Below are 19317 nucleotides of genomic sequence, written 5' to 3' on the forward strand. Positions count from 1 at the left end.
GTAGTTTAACTGATTTTCCCGCTTTGGGAAATCACGTTTTGTTAGAGAACCGCCGCCAAGATAAGCGGAAGCGCGCCCACAGAGATCAGGGTCGAGGCGACGACAAGCCCGGCAACTGCCTGGGCATCCGCCCCGTATTTTTCGGCAATCAGATACGAAGTAACGGCAACCGGCGTTGCCACCTGCAAGACGAGAACACCAAAGGCCGTTGGATCAAGTGCGAAATAACGCCCGACACCCCCGGCAATGGCCACGCACATCCCCAGTTTGACCAGGGACAAGGCAACCGCCTGAACCAGGCCGCGACCTGACAATCGGGCCACGGCCACGCCAAGGGTGATCAACATCACCGGGATCGCGATTTGGCCGACCAATTCCAGGGTGTTGGTCAGGAATTTCGGTGTTTCCCACCCTTGCCACAGGAAAACAGCGCCCAGGACTGTTGCCCAGACCAGCGGTTCGCGCAGGACTTTGCCCAGCGATCCGGCCCCGGCCACCAGCCAGATCCCAAATGTGTAGGACCAGAGCGCCATGATCGCAAAGACGATAATCGCATAGCTGAGGCCCACATCGCCAAAGGCGAAAAGGGCTAGGGGCAGGCCGAGGTTGCCGGTATTGCCAAAGATCAGCGGCGCGCCATAGGTCCGCATCTCAAGCTTGAGCACTCGGACCACAATCAGAAAAACGACTGTCACGATGGCATAAGAGACGATGGACGCGAAGGAGAGAGATGCAAGTGCGGCCGGGTCAATCTGTGTCTGCATCAGCGACACAAAGATCAGGCAAGGCAGCGACAGAGTCATCGCCAACTGGGTCACGAACTGAATGCGATATTCGAGGCCAAACTTGACCCAGGCAAAGCCAATTCCGGCCAGCAAAAACACCGGTGCGACAATTTCAAGGACTGTTACGGTCAGGTTCACAGACTGTTTCCAGCAAAAATGCGCTCAATTATTGGACAACTGTCCCTTGCACCGTGTAGTCACGGACGTTAGGGGGCGCAAGTTATGCTGAGAACACGCGCAAAATATCATCTGGGCCAAGTCGTCCGCCACAAGAAACACCCCTTTCGGGGCGTGGTTTTTGACGTGGATCCCGAGTTTTCCAACACCGATGAATGGTACGAGGCGATCCCTGAGGACAGCCGCCCGAAAAAGGCGCAGCCATACTATCATCTTCTCGCTGAAAACGACCAAAGCTATTACGTGGCTTATGTGTCGGAACAGAACCTGGTCGCGGACTATTCTGGCGAGCCTGTGGATCATCCCGATATCCCGGACCTGTTTGGGCCGTTCGAGGATGGGTCATACCCGCTGCACTTTCAATTGAACTGACGGTGGCGGGGGACACCCCCGCCTTACAGGCCTAATACCCCAGCGCGCACCCATCCTTGCGCGGATCACTTGCCCCTTCCAGCACACCATCATCGCGCATCAGAATCGCCTGCGCCCCGCCGATGGCCGTGTCGGGTGTGATCACCCTGTGACCCATATCGCTCAACTCCGCGCGGACTGTGTCGGAATAGCTCCGCTCGACTTTCATATCACCCGCATCCGAGAAACAGCGCGGCGCGTCGATGGCGGCCTGCGGATCCATCCCGAAGTCGGTGACGTTGGTGACAAAGCGGGCGTGTCCGTTTGACTGATATTGCCCGCCCATGACCCCAAATGGCATGAACGGTTTACCGTCCTTGGCCAGCATGCCCGGAATGATCGTGTGCATGGGGCGCTTTCCACCTTGGAGTTCGTTCGGATGCCCGTTTTCCAAGGTGAAACCCGCGCCGCGATTGTGCAGCAGGATGCCAAACTTGTCCGAGGCGATGCCTGACCCGAACCCGTGGAAAATCGAATAGATCAACGACACGGCCATGCCGTCGCGGTCGACCACGGTGATATAGATTGTGTCCTTGTGCACCTGCTCGCTAAGCGCCGCTGGCCCGTCCATCGCCTTTTTCGGATCGATCAGGCCTGCCAGTTTGGTGGCGGTGCCCATATCCAACAGATGCTCGACACGGGTGGTGTAATCTGCGTCCCCAATGAAACGGTTGCGCGCGTCATAGGCCAGTTTCGCGGCTTCGGCCTCGATATGGGCGCGTTCACTGCCCCAGGGGTCCATGGCCGCAATGTCGAAATGGCTAAGGATGTTGAGCATCAGATTGGCGGCTGCACCTTGGCCGTTTGGCGGGTGCTCCACCAGATCGATCCCTTTGTACGGGCCGCTGATTGGCGTGGTTTCCGTCGCACGGGTGTTTGTGAAATCCTCAGACGTGTGGGTACCACCCATCGCCGTCAGAACCGCCAGCATGTCGTCGGCCACCTCGCCAGTATAGAACGCGTCGCGCCCCTGTTTGGCGATCCGGCGCAATACCTCTGCCTGTCCCGGGGCCGCAAAAACCTGACCGGGCTGCGGGATTTTCCCGCCCACCATAAATAGATCGCGCGCCGTTCCCTGCAGCGTGCCCGCGTCCTGCGCCCAATCTGCGGCGACGCGCGGTGCAACGGGCACGCCGGTTTCAGCATAGTGGATCGCAGGCGCTAGAACGCGATCCAGACCGAGCTTGCCGACCTTTTCCGACAAGGTGCAAAAAGCGTCGATGGCGCCGGGCATCGTGACGGCATGGGCGCTGTGCACCGGCACGACCGAATGGCCTGCATCGCGCAACTCGGCTGCGTTCAAGGCGGCCGGTGCGCGGCCAGACCCGTTCATTGCATTAACCTTGCCGCTGGCGTCCGACCACAGGACAAAACAATCACCGCCCAGCCCCGTCATCTGAGGCTCGCAAATGCCCAGCAATACGGCGCCTGCGATGGCGGCATCCATTGCGTTTCCACCGGATTTCAGAATTTCGACCGCCGTTTGCGCGGCCAAAGGATGCGATGTGGCGCACATGCCAGAGGTCGCCAAGACGGGCGAGCGCCCCGGGAAATGGAAGTCGCGCATCAGATCGCCTTTTCAGTTACTTCGGAAGCATTGCAATGCGCCGTAACGTAATCGGGGCGACGCGGATGTCCACTTGAATATTGGGAAAAGAGTTCCTCGGCGCCGCGCACTGGGTGGGGGCTGTTAAACGCGACGCCGAGGGAAGCTATATGCAGCTACAATGTCCAACATGCTTTACGATCAAGGCAGGAATGTGGTCCCTGCGCGGCGTTTTCTGGAAACTGATACACATCACAACGCGTGGGGTCGAGACGCGCGAAATGGCGCGGTTCGACCCCACGCCTTTCCCTGAGAGCTGTGTTGAGGAATTCAGGCGGCCGAGCCCTTTGTCGCGACAGCGAGGCGGAACATCAGCTGGTTTTCCCAGTCCGAACGCTCGTACCGCACCTCTTTGGCCAGATCCTTGATCAGGAACCAGCCAAAGCCACCCTCTGGCATGTCCTGCAAGGCGACGTCCACATCGACTGCGGCACCGACAGGCGTCTGCCCGTCTGGCATGGCCCGACCATGATCGACGACCTTCAGGTGCAGCCCATCCTTGGCATGTTTGCACATGATATTGATCGGCCCCGCCGCGTCTCCCTCGGGATAGGCATGTTCGACGATATTGTTCAGTGCCTCGGCCATCACAAGCTCGACCGTGCCTGATTCTTCCACGTCCAGTTCAAGCGGTGCCAATCCGTCAAGCAGCGCCTTGAGTGCGGTCCGCACAGCTATCTGACTGCTTTGAACCGAAACGCGAAATGGGGGCAACGTGTCACTTGTGGTCATCACTACGGCCTTCATATTTAGCACGGGATCATGACTTGAGTTCGGTCAGTGCGCCATCCAGCGTCGGAAATACGCTGAACACGCTGTCCATTCGGGTCAGGCGAAACACCTTGTCGACGGTGGGCGTCAGCCCGGCCAAGGCCAGTTTGCGGGCCTGTCCCATGTGTTTCATCGCGGCGACGATTGCGCCCAGGCCGCTCGAATCGATAAACTCGACCGCGCTCAGATCCAGGACAACGGTATCGCTGCCCCCATCCGTCTTGGCCCGCATTTCATCCTTGAATTCAATCGCGACCGCGGCGTCAATTCGCGTATCATGCACGCGGACAACCTGTAGGTTTTCCTCGGATCGACTGCTAAGTTCCATTCCAGCGCCTCTTGCATTCCATGTCTCAATTTCGTGTGTAAGGGCTAAATCTTACCAATCAGTTGCTCCGATGCGGGCAGGGGGATGAGAAATGAAATCAGTTGTGATCGTTGCCGCCACCCGGACCCCGATGGGTGGGTTTCAAGGGGCCTTGTCCGACATGACGGCCGCAGAGCTTGGCGGTGTGGCCATCAAGGCGGCGCTTGATAACGCAGACTTGACCACGGTAGACGAGGTTCTGATGGGCTGTGTCCTGCCAGCAGGCCAAGGTCAGGCGCCCGCCCGCCAGGCCGGGTTTGCCGCTGGTCTGACCGACGAGGTGCCCGCAACAACCCTCAACAAGATGTGCGGATCAGGGATGAAGGCAGCAATGATCGCCTTTGACCAGATCGCGCTGGGCCAGACCGATACAATGATCGCAGGCGGGATGGAGAGCATGACAAACGCCCCCTACATGCTGCCCAAAATGCGCAGCGGGGCCCGTTTGGGTCATGGGCAGGTCGTCGATCACATGTTCCTCGATGGCTTGGAGGATGCCTATGACAAAGGTCGCCTCATGGGGACCTTCGCCGAAGACTGCGCCGAGACCTATCAGTTCACCCGCGAGGTGCAGGACGAATATGCCCTGGCGTCGCTCGCCCGGGCGCAGGCGGCCCAAACCTCAGGCGCGTTCGAGGGTGAATTGGCAACGGTCGAGGTGAAATCACGCAAAGGGGCCGTTCAGGTCACTCAAGACGAACAACCCGGCACCGCGCGCCCCGAAAAAATCCCCAACCTGAAGCCCGCTTTCCGCGAAGGCGGCACGGTAACGGCGGCCAATGCCTCCTCAATCTCCGATGGGGCTGCGGCACTGGTGTTGGCATCTGAGGACGCGGCGCAGGCCCGAGGGCTCATGATCCGAGCACATATCCTGGGGCACGCCAGCCACGCCCAAGCGCCCGGCCTATTTACCACAGCACCCGTGCCCGCAGCCCGAAAGCTGCTGGATCGGATCGGTTGGGACAAGAACGATGTGGACTTGTGGGAGGTGAACGAAGCGTTTGCCGTCGTCCCGCTGGCCTTCATGCGGGAAATGGGGCTGAGCCATGACATCGTGAACGTTAACGGTGGGGCCTGTGCGCTGGGCCACCCTATCGGAGCATCGGGTGCGCGGATCATGGTGACTTTGCTCAATGCTTTGGAGAAACGAGGGCTCAAACGCGGAGTGGCTGCCATCTGTATCGGCGGTGGCGAGGGTACAGCCATCGCAATTGAGCGAGCCTGACCCTTCATTGTTCCAAAAATACTTCCGGGGTCCGGGGCAGCGCCCCAGCCCTACGGTTGCAAAGGATAATTCCCATGCCGGATTACGCAACTCTCGCAAAAACGATCCAAAGCCTCACGACAGGTGAAACAGACAGCGTGGCGCTGATGGCGACAGTGACTTGCGAGGTGCATCACAGCGATGACCGCTTTGACTGGACGGGGTTCTACCGGGTGACAGGCCCCGAGATGCTCAAGATCGGGCCGTATCAGGGTGGGCATGGGTGCCTGCAAATTCCATTTTCGCGCGGGGTCTGTGGTGCGGCGGCCCGAACGGGCCAAGTGCAACTGGTGCCCGATGTCGAGGCGTTCGACGGGCACATCGCCTGCGCGTCTTCCACCCGGTCCGAGCTGGTGTTGCCGGTCTGGGACAAGCAGGGGGCGTTGATCGCGGTTTTCGATATCGACAGCGATCAGGCGGACGCCTTCACGCAAGAAGACGCTGCGGCGCTGGCACACGTTCTGCACATGGTTTTTGCACAAGGCTGAAAATCTGACTTGATTTTTCACGGCGGCTGGCGTTACGTGAAATTCGAGGGAGAATTTTCACCACCATGACGCTGCAATCCGTTCCAGCCACCGTTGACAGTCTTGGGGCCGACCTGCGTGCCTTGCGCAAGGCGCGCGGATTGACGTTGCAGGCGATGGCCAATGCGGTGGGGCGCTCTGTCGGATGGGTCAGTCAGGTAGAGCGGGACCTGAGCGAGCCATCGATCACCGACTTGCGCCACATCGCGGCAACACTGGATGTGGCGGTTTCAACGCTCTTCCGTCGTGGGGCATCGCCGGCGATCGAGGACGGTTACGTGGTGCGCAGTGGCGCACGCAGGCCTATTGGCTCGCGCGCCGCCGGTCTGGTCGAAGAATTGCTGTCCCCCGATCTCACCGATGATTTCGAGATGGTACACTCCACCTTCGAGCCGCATAGCGAGATCACAGAGCCGGTGTCGCGCCCCACGCAAGAAGTTGGTTATCTGATTTCGGGTCGGCTTGATTTGATCATCTCTGATCAGCGTTTCACAATCCATCCCGGCGACAGTTTCCGCATCCGTGGCGAGCCGTTTCGCTGGTTGAACCCCTATGATGCCCCTGCCGTGGCGATCTGGGTCATTGCGCCGCCGGTCTACTGATGAGCTTTGACGGTTGGGTCATATTCGCGCTGTTCTGGGTGGTTTTTGTGACCACACCCGGGCCGAACGCGGTTAATTGCATCACCAATGGGATGACCATTGGCTTTCGCCGGTCCATGGTTGGCGTGCTTGCGATCCTGACTCAGGCAACTCTTTTCCTGATCCTGTCCGCACTGGGGATCACTGCACTCATCGCCGCCTCACCAACCGCTTTTTCGGTGGCCAAGCTGATCGGTGCGGGGTTCCTGATCTATCTCGGTGTCCGGGGGTGGATGCGGGCGGGACAAATGGCACAGCCAACGGAGCAATCGGGCAAGTCCGTCTATTTGCGCGCGCTGGCCATTGCCACGATCAATCCGAAAAGCGTCGCGGGCTATCTCGCTGCTTTTTCGCAATTCGTTCAGCCGAACGTGCCCGTTTGGGATCAGATGGGGGTGATCATCCCCACTGCCCTGATCATCACGGCGTTCAGCTACACTGCGTTCACCGCACTGGGTGCGGGCATCGGTCAAGCGGCTTTGGGCGCGGTGTACAACATTTGGGTCCGGCGGATCATGGCGACCTGTTTCATCATTTACGGCGTTCTTCTGGGTACAGCCGCCACGCCGGGGAGGGCCTGATGCTGACAGGCAGCTGCAATTGCAAATCCATCACGTTTACGGTGAAAAACGTTATTCGGTCCAGCGCGTGCCACTGCGGCCAATGCCGCAAGCAAACGGGGCACCACTGGGCCTCTGGCCTTGTCGTTGATGACGATCTCACGGTGTCGGGCGAGGTGCGTTGGTACGCCTCCAGCGATTTTGCCAAGCGCGGGTTTTGCCCGGACTGCGGCAGTTTTCTGTTTTGGAAAATGGTCGGCGAACCAAAGATGAGCTTTTCGCTTGGTGCCATTGACGGGCCAACGGGCCTGCGGCTCGACCGCCATATATTCACTGCCGACAAGGGCGACTATTACGACATCGCGGACAACGTTCCGCAACGGGAGAACTAAGCGATGCGATCCGCGCTTAGCTTAGACCTCAAAGAGAAATGTGTCGGCGATTGCCGCCCCAAGGTCCGGGCCCGTTTCGGGCGCTTCTGTCGCAGGTCCAGTGTTCGGCCCGCCCAGAACGAGCGTCGTGCCGTCAAAAAAGAAGAAATAGGTATCATCTCCAAGACCACCATCGACCGTGTCGTTGCCGCCGCCCGCGTAGATGACATCATCGCCATCCCCGCCGAAAATAAGGTCGTCACCCGCTGTGCCATAGATAAGATCGCTGCCCTCGTCACCATAGACGATTGCGCCGGTAACGGCCCCAAGAGTTGGGTTGGCCGTGGCGTGAATCTCGTCATCCGCAACCGTACCAAAAAAGACGGCCCTGCCAAAACCATTCGTGAATTCCGTGGTCTGAGTTATGCCGCTGCCATCGGGTTGTACAGGCGGCACATCACCCAAGGGTGGGGCATCGTCATAATTGGCGTCTTCGACAATTTCGATGTCTATCCCCTCGTCTTCTGCCAGCGCGTCAATCTCTTCTTGATCGACGAAAGCCTCGTCGATGATGTACTGAAAATCAATGGAATCGAACCAGGCGTCCGTGATCTCGTCCCAGTTCGGGGCAAAGGGCGTCGCACCCACATTTTCCATCAGCAAACCATCGACATTGTCCAACAGTTTCCACCATTCAAGGTTTGTGCCGCCATCGTTTCCATTCGCGCCAAGGTAAGCGCCGCCGTTGAGGAAGATCTTTGCATCGGCATCGACTGCGTGAACCGCGTCGGCAATGTCGTTGATCAAAGACATCATCTCCTGAGCTGCGACGATCAATTCCTCGAGAGTGCCGTCGAATGCGCCGTCGCCATCTGCATCGAGGTAGTAGCGCGACACATCGTCGAGGAAGACGCCAGTATAACCGGCTTTAACAATCATGACCGCATCAGCGATGACAATGTTGCGCCAAGCTTCATCGCTGTAGTCAACGATATAGCCGAAGTTTCCGTCACCGCCCTCTTCAGGGCCGGTGGCAACGCCCACGTGTTTTTTCAACCAATCGGGCGCACTGTCGTTGATCGTGCCGAAATCGAGGTCGTCAGGATCATTCGGGTCCGGGGAAACCCAACCTTCATCGTTGGGGTCCCAGTAACTGCGATTGTGATCCACGACGGCAACGTTGACATAGCCGATGACGTCATGGCCGTTGTCAATCAGACCGGCCAATTGATCCGATGTCAGCGTGTCGGGAATGCTGTCCGACGTGATCCCGGTTTCGATAATCAGCAACGGGTCGCTGCTAGCCGCCAACTCAGCCGCAAAGTCATTAAAGGTGGTCACACCCTCCGGGCTGTCCGCGTCCTCTTGGACGCTGATGTAATAGTGAAAAGGCGTATCAGCCGTACCTTCCGGCGCGGAGTAGGACGATGGAGATGCGAAACTCGGCAGACTGGTCATCAATTACCTCACACACAGAAACTGGGTCGCAAGCCAATGCAACTCCAGCATGAAACTAACAAAATGAGAACGAGAGGGGCACCACAAAATGTCTGATTTTCCATCAACGGCCCGCGTGGTCATCATCGGTGGCGGTGCCGTTGGCACTTCAACGCTTTACCACTTGGCCAAGGCAGGCTGGAAAGACTGCGTTCTGCTGGAAAAGAACGAGTTGACAGCCGGGTCTACGTGGCACGCGGCGGGGAACTGCCCGAACTTTTCAGGCTCTTGGGCGATCATGAACATGCAGCGCTATGGGCTGGAAATGTACCGCACCCTGGCCGACGACGTTGACTATCCGATGAACTACCATGTGACCGGTTCCCTGCGCCTCGCCCATTCCAAAGAGCGGATGCAGGAATTTGAGCGTGTCGCCGGCATGGGACGCTACCAGGGCCTTGAGATGGACATTCTCACGCCCGGGGAAATGCAGGCCTACCACCCCTTCATGGAAACCCATGAACTTGCCGGTGGCATGTGGGATCCTCTGGACGGTGATATTGACCCGGCCCAGCTGACCCAAGCCATGGCCAAGGGGGCCCGCGATGCAGGTGGCCGGATCGAACGGTTCTGCCCCGCCACTGGCATTGACCGTGACGGTGACGAGTGGATCGTCAAGACCGACAAGGGTGACATCCGCTGCGAATTTGTTGTCAACTGTGCGGGTTACTACGCGCAACGCGTGGGCGAGATGTTCAAGCCCTTTGGCGGGCGCACAGTGCCCATGGTTGTCATGTCCCACCAGTATTTCCTGACGGACGAGATTGCGGAAGTGGCCGCCTGGACCAAGGAAAAAGGCCACAAGCTTCCGATCATCCGGGACGTGGACATCAGCTATTATCTTCGCCAGGATAAAAACGGCCTGAATCTCGGCCCCTACGAGCGGAACTGCAAAGCGCATTGGATCACACCCGAAGATCCGATGCCCGAGGACTTCAGCTTCCAGCTTTATCCCGACGATCTTGAGCGGTTGGAGTTCTATATCGAGGATGCGATGGCGCGTGTGCCTGCGTTGGGCACCGCCGGCGTTGGCCGCAACATCAACGGCCCCATTCCATATGCCCCTGACGGCTTGCCCCTGATCGGGCCAATGCCTGGCGTCAAGAACGCGTTTGAAGGGCACTGCTTTACCTTTGGCATCGCGCAAGGTGGCGGGGCGGGCAAGGTCCTGTCGGAATGGATCATGCATGGCGAGACCGAGTGGGACATGTGGGCGACCGACCCGCGCCGCTATACCGGTTATGCCGACCACGACTATTCCCTGTCCAAGGCGCTGGAAACATACGGCCACGAATATGCGATGCACTTCCCGCATCACGAATGGCCTGCAGGGCGCGACAAGAAACTGTCGCCAGTCGATGACCGTATTCGCGCTGCCGGCGGCCAAATGGGGGCCTATAACGGGTGGGAGCGAGCGAACTGGTTCGCCAAGGACGGCGATGACACATCCGAAGAAGCGACCCACACCTGGGAGCGCAACGGCCCTTGGGCCATCCGCGTCAAGGAAGAGGTCGAGGCCGTGCGCGACGGCGTGGGCGTTTTGGACCTGCCCGGCTTTTCCCGCTTCAAGATACAGGGCCCTGGAGCTGACGAATGGCTGCGCGCGCAAGTCACCGGGGCGCTGCCCAAGATCGGGCGCGTCGGTCTGATCTATTTCGCGGACAGTCGGGGCCGTATTGCCACCGAGATGTCGATCACTCGCGAAACCGAGGATATGTTCATTCTTGTCACCGCTGCATCCGCGCAATGGCATGACCGCGAATTGCTTGAGAGCCGGATGCCGCAGGGCTGTGCCTTTACGCTGGAAGATTGGACTGACCGCATGTCGACCCTGATCGTGACCGGGCCGCAATCGCGTGCTTTGCTTGGCGGGCTGTGCAAGGCTGACTTGTCTTTGCCCTGGCTCAGCTTTCAGGAAAGCGAGATTGCGGGGTGCTGGGTTGCCTTGCTGCGGGTTTCCTTTGCAGGCGAGCTTGGCTGGGAAGTGCATGCAGAGAACGCAGACATTCCCGCAATCTATGATGCCGTTACAGGCGCGGGCGCGATCCCCTTTGGCATGTACGCGTTGAACTCCATGCGGGTAGAAAAAGGCTACCGCGCTTGGAAGGGTGACCTGTCCACCGACTACTCCCTGTTCGAGGGCGGGCTGGATCGGTTCGTGAAGCTGGACAAGCCTCAGGACTTCCCCGGCAAGACAGCGTTGCAGAACGAAAAACAGCAAGGCGTCAAGAAACGGTTCGCGACCATGATCGTTGAGGCGGGCGACTTTGACGCCCCCTACATGTCAACCGTTTGGCATGGTGACGAGGTTGTGGGCGAAACCACCTCGGGTGATTGGGGCTACCGGATCAACGCCTCCGTGGCGCTGGGCGTTGTGCGCGCTGATCTTGCCGCACCGGGCACCGCGCTCGAGATCGAGATGTATGGCAAACGTTACAAGGCGACCGTGCAGCCCGATCAACCGCTCTGGGATCCGCAAAACGAAAGACTGCGCGCATGACCGATATCACATTGCTGGACGGTGGCATGGGCCAGGAACTGGTGCACCGCGCCGGGGACAAGCCCACGCCGCTCTGGTCCACTCAGATCATGATCGATCATCCGGGCATGGTCGCGGGCGTGCACGCAGATTTCTTTGCCGCTGGCGCTACGATTGCCACGGCCAACAGCTATGCTGTGCACCTTGACCGGCTCGCCCGGACACACATGGAAGGCCGCTTTGCCGATTTGCATGCCATGGCCGTGGCTGAGGCGCAGGCGGCACGCGCGGGCAACGGTTCGGGTTTGGTGGCCGGAGCCATTGGGCCGCTTGGGGCCAGCTACCGTCCTGACCTGCACCCATCTGCGGATGTGGCTGTGCCGCTTTTTGTCGAAGTTGCGGCCCAATTGGCGGGCGAATGTGATCTGTTGATCGGAGAAACTGTGTCATCGGTGGATCACGCCCGTGATATGCTTGCGGCCACGCTGCCCTTTGGCAAACCGGTCTGGATCGCGCTGACGGTGGACGACACCGATGGCACGCGTCTGCGGTCTGGCGAGCCATTGGCCGACGCGATACCTGTTGTGCAAAACGGTGCAGCGGCGGTTTTGATCAACTGCTCGACCCCCGAAGTCATCCCCGCAGCGCTCGACATACTGAAGGACGCGGGATTGCCCTTCGGCGCCTATGCAAACGGGTTCGAAAAGATCAGTGACGGTTTCCTGGAAGAGGCGCCCACTGTCGACGCGCTGAATATGCGTCGCGACTTTACGCCCGAGCTGTATGCCGACCATGTCATGCGCTGGGTGGAGCAAGGGGCCACGATCGTCGGGGGCTGCTGCGAAGTGAGCCCCGCCCATATCGCCAAAATCGCCGAGCGGCTGCGGGCCGCTGGTCATCAGATTGTTTGAGGACTGACCATGCCTGATCTTCCCTCCTCCGCGCGCGTCGTCATCATTGGCGGCGGCGTCATCGGTTGTTCCGTGGCCTATCACCTGACAAAACTCGGGTGGAAAGACGTTGTGTTGCTGGAGCGTAAACAGCTGACTTCCGGCACCACATGGCACGCTGCTGGCCTCATTGCGCAGCTGCGCGCGACGGCGAATATGACCAAACTCGCGAAGTATTCCCAAGAGCTCTATGGCAATCTTGAAGCCGAAACCGGCGTTGCCACCGGGTTCAAACGGGTAGGGTCGATCACGGCGGCCCTGACCGGTGAACGGCTGGAGGAGTTGAACCGCCAGGCCGCCATGGCCCGCGCCTTTGGCGTCGAGGTCGAAGAGATTTCGGCGGCCGAGGTCAAAGCACGCTATGAGCATCTGAACATTGACGATGTGACCGGCGGTGTTTTTCTGCCGCTCGACGGCCAGGGCGATCCGGCCAACATCGCGCTGGCGCTGGCCAAAGGGGCACGCCAAGGCGGCGCAAAGGTGCAGGAACGCGTGGCCGTGACCAATATCGTCTGCGACGGGCGCAAGGTAACGGGCGTAGATTGGACCGGCGAGGACGGCAGCGACGGTCACATCGCCTGCGACATGATCGTGAACTGTGCGGGCATGTGGGGCCATGAAGTCGGGCGCATGGCGGGTGTGAACGTACCGCTGCAAGCTTGCGAACACTTTTATATTGTGACCGAAGCGATCCAGGGCCTGACGCAATTGCCGGTCCTGCGGGTGCCCGATGAATGCGCCTACTACAAGGAAGATGCGGGCAAGATGCTGCTGGGGGCTTTTGAACCCAATGCCAAGCCTTGGGCTGTGGACGGCATCCCTCGCGACTTTGAGTTCGACCAACTGCCCGAGGACTTCGACCACTTTGAGCCGATCCTTGAGGCGGCGGTGAACCGGATGCCGATGCTGGCCGAGGCGGGCATCCACACGTTCTTTAACGGCCCGGAATCCTTCACGCCCGACGATGCCTACCACCTTGGCCTTGCGCCCGAGATGGATAACGTTTGGGTTGCTTGCGGCTTTAACTCCATCGGCATCCAGTCTGCGGGCGGGGCCGGGATGGCGCTTGCGCAATGGATGGATGACGGGGAAAAACCGTTCGATCTGGGCGATGTGGATATCAGCCGGATGCAGCCGTTCATGGGCAACAAGACCTACCTAGCCGAGCGGTCGACTGAGACGCTAGGCCTGCTCTATGCCGATCACTTCCCCTACCGTCAAAAGGCGACCGCACGCGGCGTGCGGCGCACGCCTTTCCACAACCACCTGCTTGATCGTGGCGCGGTGATGGGCGAACTGGCAGGTTGGGAGCGTGCAAACTGGTTCGCTCGTGATGGCCAAACGCCTGAGTACGAATACAGCTGGGCCCGGCAAAACTTCTTTGCCAACGTGCGCGAAGAGCACAAGGCCATCCGCCAGAATGTCGGCATGTATGACATGTCGTCCTTTGGCAAAATCCGGGTCGAAGGGCGCGATGCCGAGGCGTTCATGAACTATGTGGGCGGCGGCAACTATTCGGTGCCGAATGGCAAAATCGTTTATACCCAGTTCCTGAACAATCGCGGCGGGATCGAGGCGGACGTGACCGTCACCCGGCTGACCGAAACGGCCTTTCTGGTTGTGACGCCTGCCGCCACGCGGCTGGCAGATCAGACCTGGATGCAGCGGCATGTGGGTGACTTCAACGTGGTCATCACCGACGTGACGGCTGGTGAAGGTGTACTGGCCGTCATGGGCCCCCGCGCCCGCGATCTGCTGAACGCCGTATCGCCTGCGGATCTGTCCAACGAGGTGAACCCGTTCGGCACGGCGCAAGAGATCGAGATCGGGATGGGCCTCGCCCGCATCCACCGTGTGACCTACGTTGGTGAACTGGGGTGGGAAGTCTACGTCAGCGCCGACCAATGCGGTCATGTGTTCGAGACTCTGCACGAAGCGGGGCAGGGCATGGGCCTGAAACTCTGTGGTATGCATATGATGGATACTTGCCGGATCGAAAAAGGCTTCCGCCACTTTGGTCACGACATCACCTGCGAGGATCATGTGATGGAAGCAGGTCTCGGCTTTGCCGTCAAAAAGGACAAGCCATCCTTCATCGGGCGTGACGCGGTGCTGCGCAAGCAGGACGAAGGGCTGAACAGCCGAATGGTGCAATTCAAGCTGATGGATAGCGAACCGCTGCTGTATCACAACGAACCGATTGTGCGGGATGGCGAGATCGTCGGCTATCTCAGTTCGGGCGCGTATGGCCACCACCTCGGGGCAGCCATGGGCCTGGGATATGTGCCCTGCAAGGGCGAGACGGCCGCGGATGTTCTCGCCTCCAGCTACGAGATCGACGTGGCTGGCACGCGGATCAAGGCCGAGGCGTCACTGCGCCCGATGTATGATCCCAAATCAGAGCGGGTGAAGGCGTAAAACCCCTCGCGCGATCAATGCGCCGGTGCTAGGGCTGTAGGGAAAGGACCTCCCTCATGGCCAACAGCACCGGTGACACGCCTCAAGGCCTCGGCTTTGCGCTGGGCGCTTACTTCCTCTGGGGGTTTTTGCCGCTTTATATGAAGATGCTGGCCCATGTGGGTCCGGCCGAAGTTGTGGCGCATCGGGTCATCTGGTCTGTGCCCATCGCAGGCGTTTTGCTGGTGGCGCTGGGCCGTACGCGGGATGTACGCGCGGCGCTGTCGAACCCGCGAATGCTGGCCATGGGTTGTCTGACCGCCATGCTGATTACGGTGAATTGGGGTGTTTACGTGTGGGCAATTGCAGAGGGTAGGGCACTCGATGCAGCCTTGGGCTATTACATCAACCCACTGTTCAGCGTGGCGCTTGGCGCAATTTTCCTACGTGAACGACCCAGCCCGGCGCAGTCGGTGGCGATTGCATTGGCTGCCTGTGCGGTTGCAGTGCTGACGATTTCGGCGGGCACTGTGCCATGGGTGGCGCTGGCGTTGACGGTGTCCTGGGGGTTCTATGCGCTGTGCAAAAAGCAGCTGCCAATAGGGCCGAACCAGGGGTTCATGCTTGAGGTGCTGATCCTTCTGATCCCTGCGCTGGCCTATGTGACGTGGTTGGGCCTGAACGGACAGGGGCAATTTCTGGCGGGTGACATGGGCACAACTTGGCTCTTGCTGGGCTGTGGGGCGGTGACGGCGATCCCGTTGATTCTCTATGCCAACGGAGCCAAGGGGCTACGGCTGTCGACCATTGCGGTGCTGCAATACATCGCGCCCACGATGATTTTCCTCGTGGCGGTGTTCGCCTTTGGCGAGGAATTCGGACAGGCGCGCATGATTGCCTTCCCGATGATCTGGGCGGCGCTGGTGATCTATTCGGTGTCGATTGTCCGCCAGATGCGCGCCGCAGGCTAGAGCGAGGGCGCTTGCAGCTTTTGCCGACATCTGAAAAGCAGCGGCATGGAAACGGAATACAACCCGCCTGACGTGCCTTTGACGGTGCTGCATGACGACGCTGAAATGCTGGTGGTCGACAAGCCATCGGGGCTGCTGTCGGTGCCGGGCAAGGGCGAACACCTGGCGGATTGCCTGATTGCGCGGGTGCAGGCGGTGTGGCCTCATGCGCTGCTGGTGCATCGGCTTGACCGGGACACATCGGGTGTGATGGTGTTTGGGTTGACGCCACATGCGCAGCGGTTCCTGTCGAAACAGTTCGAACTGCGCGCGGCAAAAAAAACCTATGTGGCAAGGGTTTGGGGGCGGCTGACACCCAAGACGGGGCGCGTTGATCTGCCCCTGATCGTGGATTGGCCAAACCGGCCAAAGCAGCATGTAGATCACGAAAACGGAAAGCCCGCAGTCACAGACTGGCGGGTGTTGCGCGATTCCGAGGCCGAAAGCCGCGTGCGGCTTAGCCCCAAAACAGGGCGGAGCCATCAGCTGCGCGTGCACATGCTTGCGCTTGGGCATCCGATTCTGGGCGATCCGTTCTATGCGACAGGGCCCGCGCGGGACTTTGAGCGGCTGATGCTGCATTCCGAAGAACTGCGGATCAAGCATCCCGACAGCGGCAAGATGATGCGGTTCCGGGCATCGGCACCGTTCTAACGAAAAAGGGCGCACCGTTTCCCGTGCACCCTTTCAATTCGTGTTGGACCCGGAAGGGCCCGGCAGAGGCTTAGGCCAGTGCGATGTTCGACGCGCTTTCGCGGCCATCACGGCCAGCTTCGATGTCGAAAGTCACTTTCTGGTTGTCGGCCAGACCTGTCAGGCCTGCGCGCTCAACGGCAGAGATGTGCACGAACACGTCTTTGCTGCCGCCATCGGGAGCGATAAAGCCGAAGCCTTTTGTTGTGTTAAACCATTTGACGGTGCCAGTAGCCATCGTCGTTCTCCTTTTTGATACTGCCCACAGGATGCGGCAGGTCGGCTAAGTCAGTGCAAGATCGTAAGACTGAGCCGGAAGGAGCAGAAGTTCGATAGTGGTAACGTCGCATGGGTCACATAGGTGTGCCTTGCCCCAATAGCAAGGGGCATGACGTGTTTGCCGCAGGCTGAGAGGAAGTACGCCGATGCCTGATGCGGCGCCAGCGTGTTCTGTCGGATGGCGGGCCAAGGACCGCCTTACGGGGATGCGTGACCTGTTATGCCCTTATTCGGCAGCCCAGCCTGACACCGCTTTGACCTCCAGGAAATCTTCGATCCCCCAGATGCCGCCCTCGCGCCCATTGCCGGATTGTTTCATCCCACCGAAAGGCGCGCCTGCTGCCCGGCTTGTCCCGTTCATCTCAACCATGCCGGAACGCAATTGCGTCGCCATCCGGTTCCGGCGTGCGCCGTCCTGGGTTTGCACATAGTTTGTCAGCCCGTAAGGCGTGTCATTGGCGATCTCGACCGCCTCTTCTTCGGTATCGAAGGGAATGATCGACAGGACAGGGCCAAAGATTTCCTCGCGTGCGATGGTCATCTCGTTGTTCACATCGGCAAAGACGGTAGGGCGCACATAGAACCCCTTGTTGAACCCTTCAGGACGGCCCGGACCGCCTGCAACCAGCTTGGCGCCCTCATCGATGCCCTTCTGGATCAGGTCCTGGATTTTGGTCCATTGGACCTCGTTCACCACCGGGCCAATATGACGCCCTTCTTCGGAGGCGGGGCCGACGGTGACCTTACCCGCGACGGCAGCCGCCTCTTCGACGGCAGCATCATATTTGCCGCGCTGCACCAGCATGCGGCTGGGCGCGTTGCAGCTTTGGCCTGTGTTGTTCATCATGTGCAGGACGCCGCGTTTGACGGCCTTGTCGTCGGCATCATCAAAGATGACGTTGGCCCCCTTGCCACCCAGTTCGAGATGCACGCGTTTCAGTGTTTCGGCGGCATTCTTCGAGATCAGCTTGCCCGCACGGGACGAGCCGGTAAAGCTGACCATGTCTACATCCGGATGGCCCGACAGGGCCGTACCCACGCCGGGGCCGTCGCCGTTCACCATGTTGAAGACACCAGCGGGAAAACCCGCCTCGTCCATCATCTCGGCGAATATCATGGCGTTGAGCGGCGATTCTTCGGACGGTTTCAGCACCATGGTGCAGCCCGCGATGGCGGCGGCTCCGACCTTGAGTGTGACCTGGTTCATTGGCCAGTTCCAGGGCGTGATCAGAGCAGCAACGCCCACAGCCTCATAGATGATCCGGTCATTCGGGGCATGATCGCCCAAGGGACGGCTGAACTCGAACTCTTTGGCGGCGCGGATGAAGTTTTGAAGATGATATGTGCCTGCACCCACCTGCTGGCTGCGGGACATGTCGATGGGCGCGCCCATTTCTGCGGACATGGCGGCGGCCATATCCTCGGCGCGGGCCTGATAAACCTCGATCAGCTTTTCGACCAAGGCGATTCGGTCGGCCACGGGGGTCGCCATCCAACCGGACAAGGCCGCTTTGGCGGCGGCAACGGCGGCATCGGCGTCGGCCTTGCCCCCAAGCGAAATGATCGTCGTCGGTTCTTCGGTCGACGGGTCGATGACGTGGTGATCGGTGCCGTCGATGGGCGCAACCCATTGACCGTTGATATAGAAATCACGTTTCTCGAGCATGATGGTCCTCCTTGACCTGACATGGACGTTTGGCCTGACACTGGCACCGCAACATCACGGCTGCAAGAGAGGGGATGTAACTGAAGCCATACTGTCCTAGATTGGGTGGCGAACTTCTAACGACGGAGAGCCAGGATGAGCTTGCGTATCAACGACACCATTCCCGATATGACGGTTGAAACCGACCACGGGACGATCTCGCTGCATGATTGGATCGGCGACAGCTGGGCGATTCTGTTTTCGCACCCCAAGGATTTTACACCGGTCTGCACGACCGAATTCGGGGCTGTGGCCCAATTGGCGGATGAATGGGAAAAGCGGGGTACCAAGGTCATCGGTGTGTCCGTGGACGGGGTCGAGGACCACAAGAAGTGGAAGGGCGACATTGAAACGGTTGCCGGTGCAAAGGCGGGTTTCCCCATCATCGCAGATGATGGTCTGGAAGTGGCCAAGGCCTTTGACATGTTGCCGGCAGAGGCCTACCTGCCCGATGGCCGTACGCCTGCGGATAGTGCGACTGTGCGCTCGGTCTTTATCATTGGACCAGACAAACAGCTGAAGCTGTCGATGACATATCCGATGACGGTGGGCCGGAACTTTGCCGAAGTTCTCCGGGCGCTGGACGGGTTGCAGATGTCGACGGGCAACGGCGTGGCCACGCCGGCGAACTGGGTGCCGGGCGATGATGTGATCATCCCACCGACCGTGTCGAATGAGGATGCGACGGCAAAGTTTGGCGAGTTCACCACGGTACTGCCATATCTGCGGACGACCAAAGCGCCGGGCTAAACCTGCTGATCACGGCCGATCTTTCTCAGGCCTGAACACTAAAAAGGCCCCGGCGTTTCCGCCGGGGCCTTTCCTTT

Annotated in this window: 19 protein-coding genes; 12 read left to right on the top strand and 7 right to left on the bottom strand. The window is 59.7% G+C overall.

What is annotated here, in order from left to right:
* Positions 1–41 precede the first annotated feature (41 nt).
* Positions 42–923, bottom strand: coding sequence for an AEC family transporter (locus Q1A44_RS03470; protein WP_299619707.1), 882 nt, complete (start codon positions 921–923; stop codon positions 42–44).
* 84 nt (positions 924–1007) lie between these two features.
* Here Q1A44_RS03470 and hspQ point away from each other — a divergent pair, with 84 nt between their 5' ends.
* On the top strand, positions 1008–1334 hold the full coding sequence (gene hspQ / locus Q1A44_RS03475; protein ID WP_299619710.1) for a heat shock protein HspQ: 327 nt from the start codon (positions 1008–1010) through the stop codon (positions 1332–1334).
* Between the two features lie 31 nt (positions 1335–1365).
* Here the strand turns inward: hspQ and ggt are convergent, their stop codons facing one another.
* The 3 genes from ggt to Q1A44_RS03490 form a co-directional block, all read right to left on the bottom strand.
* Positions 1366–2940 (bottom strand): gamma-glutamyltransferase, encoded by a 1575-nt coding sequence (gene ggt / locus Q1A44_RS03480; protein WP_299619713.1) that lies wholly within the window; start codon positions 2938–2940, stop codon positions 1366–1368.
* 309 nt (positions 2941–3249) lie between these two features.
* Positions 3250–3711 carry an ATP-binding protein gene (locus Q1A44_RS03485; protein WP_299619716.1) on the bottom strand — a complete coding sequence of 154 codons (462 nt, stop codon included), beginning with the start codon at positions 3709–3711 and terminating at the stop codon, positions 3250–3252.
* Between the two features lie 28 nt (positions 3712–3739).
* The gene (locus tag Q1A44_RS03490; protein WP_299619719.1) at positions 3740–4078 is read right to left on the bottom strand and encodes an STAS domain-containing protein; all 339 of its coding nucleotides are present in this window, start codon (positions 4076–4078) and stop codon (positions 3740–3742) included.
* 91 nt (positions 4079–4169) lie between these two features.
* On the opposite strand from Q1A44_RS03490, the gene Q1A44_RS03495 reads away from it, so the two are divergent.
* The 5 genes from Q1A44_RS03495 (at position 4170) to Q1A44_RS03515 (ending at position 7501) form a co-directional block, all read left to right on the top strand.
* Positions 4170–5342 (top strand): acetyl-CoA C-acyltransferase, encoded by a 1173-nt coding sequence (locus Q1A44_RS03495; RefSeq protein WP_299619722.1) that lies wholly within the window; start codon positions 4170–4172, stop codon positions 5340–5342.
* A 74-nt stretch (positions 5343–5416) separates the two neighbouring features.
* A complete protein-coding gene (locus Q1A44_RS03500; protein WP_299619725.1) occupies positions 5417–5869 on the top strand; it encodes a GAF domain-containing protein in 453 nt (150 codons plus the stop codon).
* Between the two features lie 65 nt (positions 5870–5934).
* Entirely contained in the window at positions 5935–6510 is a 576-nt protein-coding gene (locus Q1A44_RS03505; RefSeq protein ID WP_299619728.1) for an XRE family transcriptional regulator, read from the top strand.
* Positions 6510–7130 carry a LysE family transporter gene (locus Q1A44_RS03510; RefSeq protein WP_299619731.1) on the top strand — a complete coding sequence of 207 codons (621 nt, stop codon included), beginning with the start codon at positions 6510–6512 and terminating at the stop codon, positions 7128–7130. The genes Q1A44_RS03505 and Q1A44_RS03510 overlap by 1 nt, the downstream gene beginning before the upstream one ends.
* On the top strand, positions 7130–7501 hold the full coding sequence (locus Q1A44_RS03515; protein WP_299619734.1) for a GFA family protein: 372 nt from the start codon (positions 7130–7132) through the stop codon (positions 7499–7501). The genes Q1A44_RS03510 and Q1A44_RS03515 overlap by 1 nt, the downstream gene beginning before the upstream one ends.
* Before the next feature lie 21 nt (positions 7502–7522).
* On the opposite strand, the gene Q1A44_RS03520 is transcribed toward Q1A44_RS03515, so the two are convergent.
* The gene (locus Q1A44_RS03520) at positions 7523–8938 is read right to left on the bottom strand and encodes a hypothetical protein (protein WP_299619737.1); all 1416 of its coding nucleotides are present in this window, start codon (positions 8936–8938) and stop codon (positions 7523–7525) included.
* Positions 8939–9026: 88 nt separating this feature from the next.
* Here Q1A44_RS03520 and Q1A44_RS03525 point away from each other — a divergent pair, with 88 nt between their 5' ends.
* From Q1A44_RS03525 to Q1A44_RS03545, 5 genes are read left to right on the top strand one after another with little or no spacing between them, the layout of a single operon-like run.
* Entirely contained in the window at positions 9027–11477 is a 2451-nt protein-coding gene (locus Q1A44_RS03525) for an FAD-dependent oxidoreductase (RefSeq protein WP_299619740.1), read from the top strand.
* Positions 11474–12367: a homocysteine S-methyltransferase family protein gene (locus Q1A44_RS03530; protein WP_299619743.1), complete on the top strand. Its 894-nt coding sequence runs from the start codon at positions 11474–11476 to the stop codon at positions 12365–12367. Before Q1A44_RS03525 ends, Q1A44_RS03530 begins: the two co-directional genes overlap by 4 nt.
* A 9-nt stretch (positions 12368–12376) precedes the next feature.
* Positions 12377–14824 carry an FAD-dependent oxidoreductase gene (locus Q1A44_RS03535; RefSeq protein ID WP_299619747.1) on the top strand — a complete coding sequence of 816 codons (2448 nt, stop codon included), beginning with the start codon at positions 12377–12379 and terminating at the stop codon, positions 14822–14824.
* 56 nt (positions 14825–14880) lie between these two features.
* Positions 14881–15774, top strand: a complete 894-nt coding sequence (rarD, locus tag Q1A44_RS03540) for an EamA family transporter RarD (protein WP_299619750.1) — start codon at positions 14881–14883, stop codon at positions 15772–15774.
* 45 nt (positions 15775–15819) lie between these two features.
* Positions 15820–16467 (top strand): RluA family pseudouridine synthase, encoded by a 648-nt coding sequence (locus Q1A44_RS03545; protein WP_299619753.1) that lies wholly within the window; start codon positions 15820–15822, stop codon positions 16465–16467.
* A gap of 70 nt (positions 16468–16537) precedes the next feature.
* Here the strand turns inward: Q1A44_RS03545 and Q1A44_RS03550 are convergent, their stop codons facing one another.
* Both Q1A44_RS03550 and Q1A44_RS03555 read right to left on the bottom strand, forming a co-directional pair.
* On the bottom strand, positions 16538–16744 hold the full coding sequence (locus Q1A44_RS03550; RefSeq protein ID WP_005851393.1) for a cold-shock protein: 207 nt from the start codon (positions 16742–16744) through the stop codon (positions 16538–16540).
* 267 nt (positions 16745–17011) lie between these two features.
* Positions 17012–18451: an aldehyde dehydrogenase family protein gene (locus Q1A44_RS03555; protein ID WP_299619758.1), complete on the bottom strand. Its 1440-nt coding sequence runs from the start codon at positions 18449–18451 to the stop codon at positions 17012–17014.
* Positions 18452–18586: 135 nt separating this feature from the next.
* On the opposite strand from Q1A44_RS03555, the gene Q1A44_RS03560 reads away from it, so the two are divergent.
* On the top strand, positions 18587–19240 hold the full coding sequence (locus Q1A44_RS03560; RefSeq protein WP_299619761.1) for a peroxiredoxin: 654 nt from the start codon (positions 18587–18589) through the stop codon (positions 19238–19240).
* The last annotated feature ends 77 nt before the right edge of the window (positions 19241–19317 follow it).

This window comes from uncultured Tateyamaria sp., assembly GCF_947503705.1.
Lineage (GTDB): Bacteria > Pseudomonadota > Alphaproteobacteria > Rhodobacterales > Rhodobacteraceae > Tateyamaria.

Coding starts and splice junctions, on each gene's coding strand:
- ggt (WP_299619713.1), bottom strand. CDS start 2,940: ATGCGCGACTTCCATTTCCCGGGGCGCTCGCCCGTCTTGGCGACCTCT.
- Q1A44_RS03490 (WP_299619719.1), bottom strand. CDS start 4,078: ATGGAACTTAGCAGTCGATCCGAGGAAAACCTACAGGTTGTCCGCGTG.
- Q1A44_RS03515 (WP_299619734.1), top strand. CDS start 7,130: ATGCTGACAGGCAGCTGCAATTGCAAATCCATCACGTTTACGGTGAAA.
- Q1A44_RS03520 (WP_299619737.1), bottom strand. CDS start 8,938: ATGACCAGTCTGCCGAGTTTCGCATCTCCATCGTCCTACTCCGCGCCG.
- Q1A44_RS03525 (WP_299619740.1), top strand. CDS start 9,027: ATGTCTGATTTTCCATCAACGGCCCGCGTGGTCATCATCGGTGGCGGT.
- Q1A44_RS03495 (WP_299619722.1), top strand. CDS start 4,170: ATGAAATCAGTTGTGATCGTTGCCGCCACCCGGACCCCGATGGGTGGG.
- Q1A44_RS03535 (WP_299619747.1), top strand. CDS start 12,377: ATGCCTGATCTTCCCTCCTCCGCGCGCGTCGTCATCATTGGCGGCGGC.
- Q1A44_RS03555 (WP_299619758.1), bottom strand. CDS start 18,451: ATGCTCGAGAAACGTGATTTCTATATCAACGGTCAATGGGTTGCGCCC.
- Q1A44_RS03505 (WP_299619728.1), top strand. CDS start 5,935: ATGACGCTGCAATCCGTTCCAGCCACCGTTGACAGTCTTGGGGCCGAC.
- rarD (WP_299619750.1), top strand. CDS start 14,881: ATGGCCAACAGCACCGGTGACACGCCTCAAGGCCTCGGCTTTGCGCTG.
- Q1A44_RS03545 (WP_299619753.1), top strand. CDS start 15,820: ATGGAAACGGAATACAACCCGCCTGACGTGCCTTTGACGGTGCTGCAT.
- Q1A44_RS03485 (WP_299619716.1), bottom strand. CDS start 3,711: ATGACCACAAGTGACACGTTGCCCCCATTTCGCGTTTCGGTTCAAAGC.
- hspQ (WP_299619710.1), top strand. CDS start 1,008: ATGCTGAGAACACGCGCAAAATATCATCTGGGCCAAGTCGTCCGCCAC.
- Q1A44_RS03560 (WP_299619761.1), top strand. CDS start 18,587: ATGAGCTTGCGTATCAACGACACCATTCCCGATATGACGGTTGAAACC.
- Q1A44_RS03510 (WP_299619731.1), top strand. CDS start 6,510: ATGAGCTTTGACGGTTGGGTCATATTCGCGCTGTTCTGGGTGGTTTTT.
- Q1A44_RS03500 (WP_299619725.1), top strand. CDS start 5,417: ATGCCGGATTACGCAACTCTCGCAAAAACGATCCAAAGCCTCACGACA.
- Q1A44_RS03530 (WP_299619743.1), top strand. CDS start 11,474: ATGACCGATATCACATTGCTGGACGGTGGCATGGGCCAGGAACTGGTG.
- Q1A44_RS03550 (WP_005851393.1), bottom strand. CDS start 16,744: ATGGCTACTGGCACCGTCAAATGGTTTAACACAACAAAAGGCTTCGGC.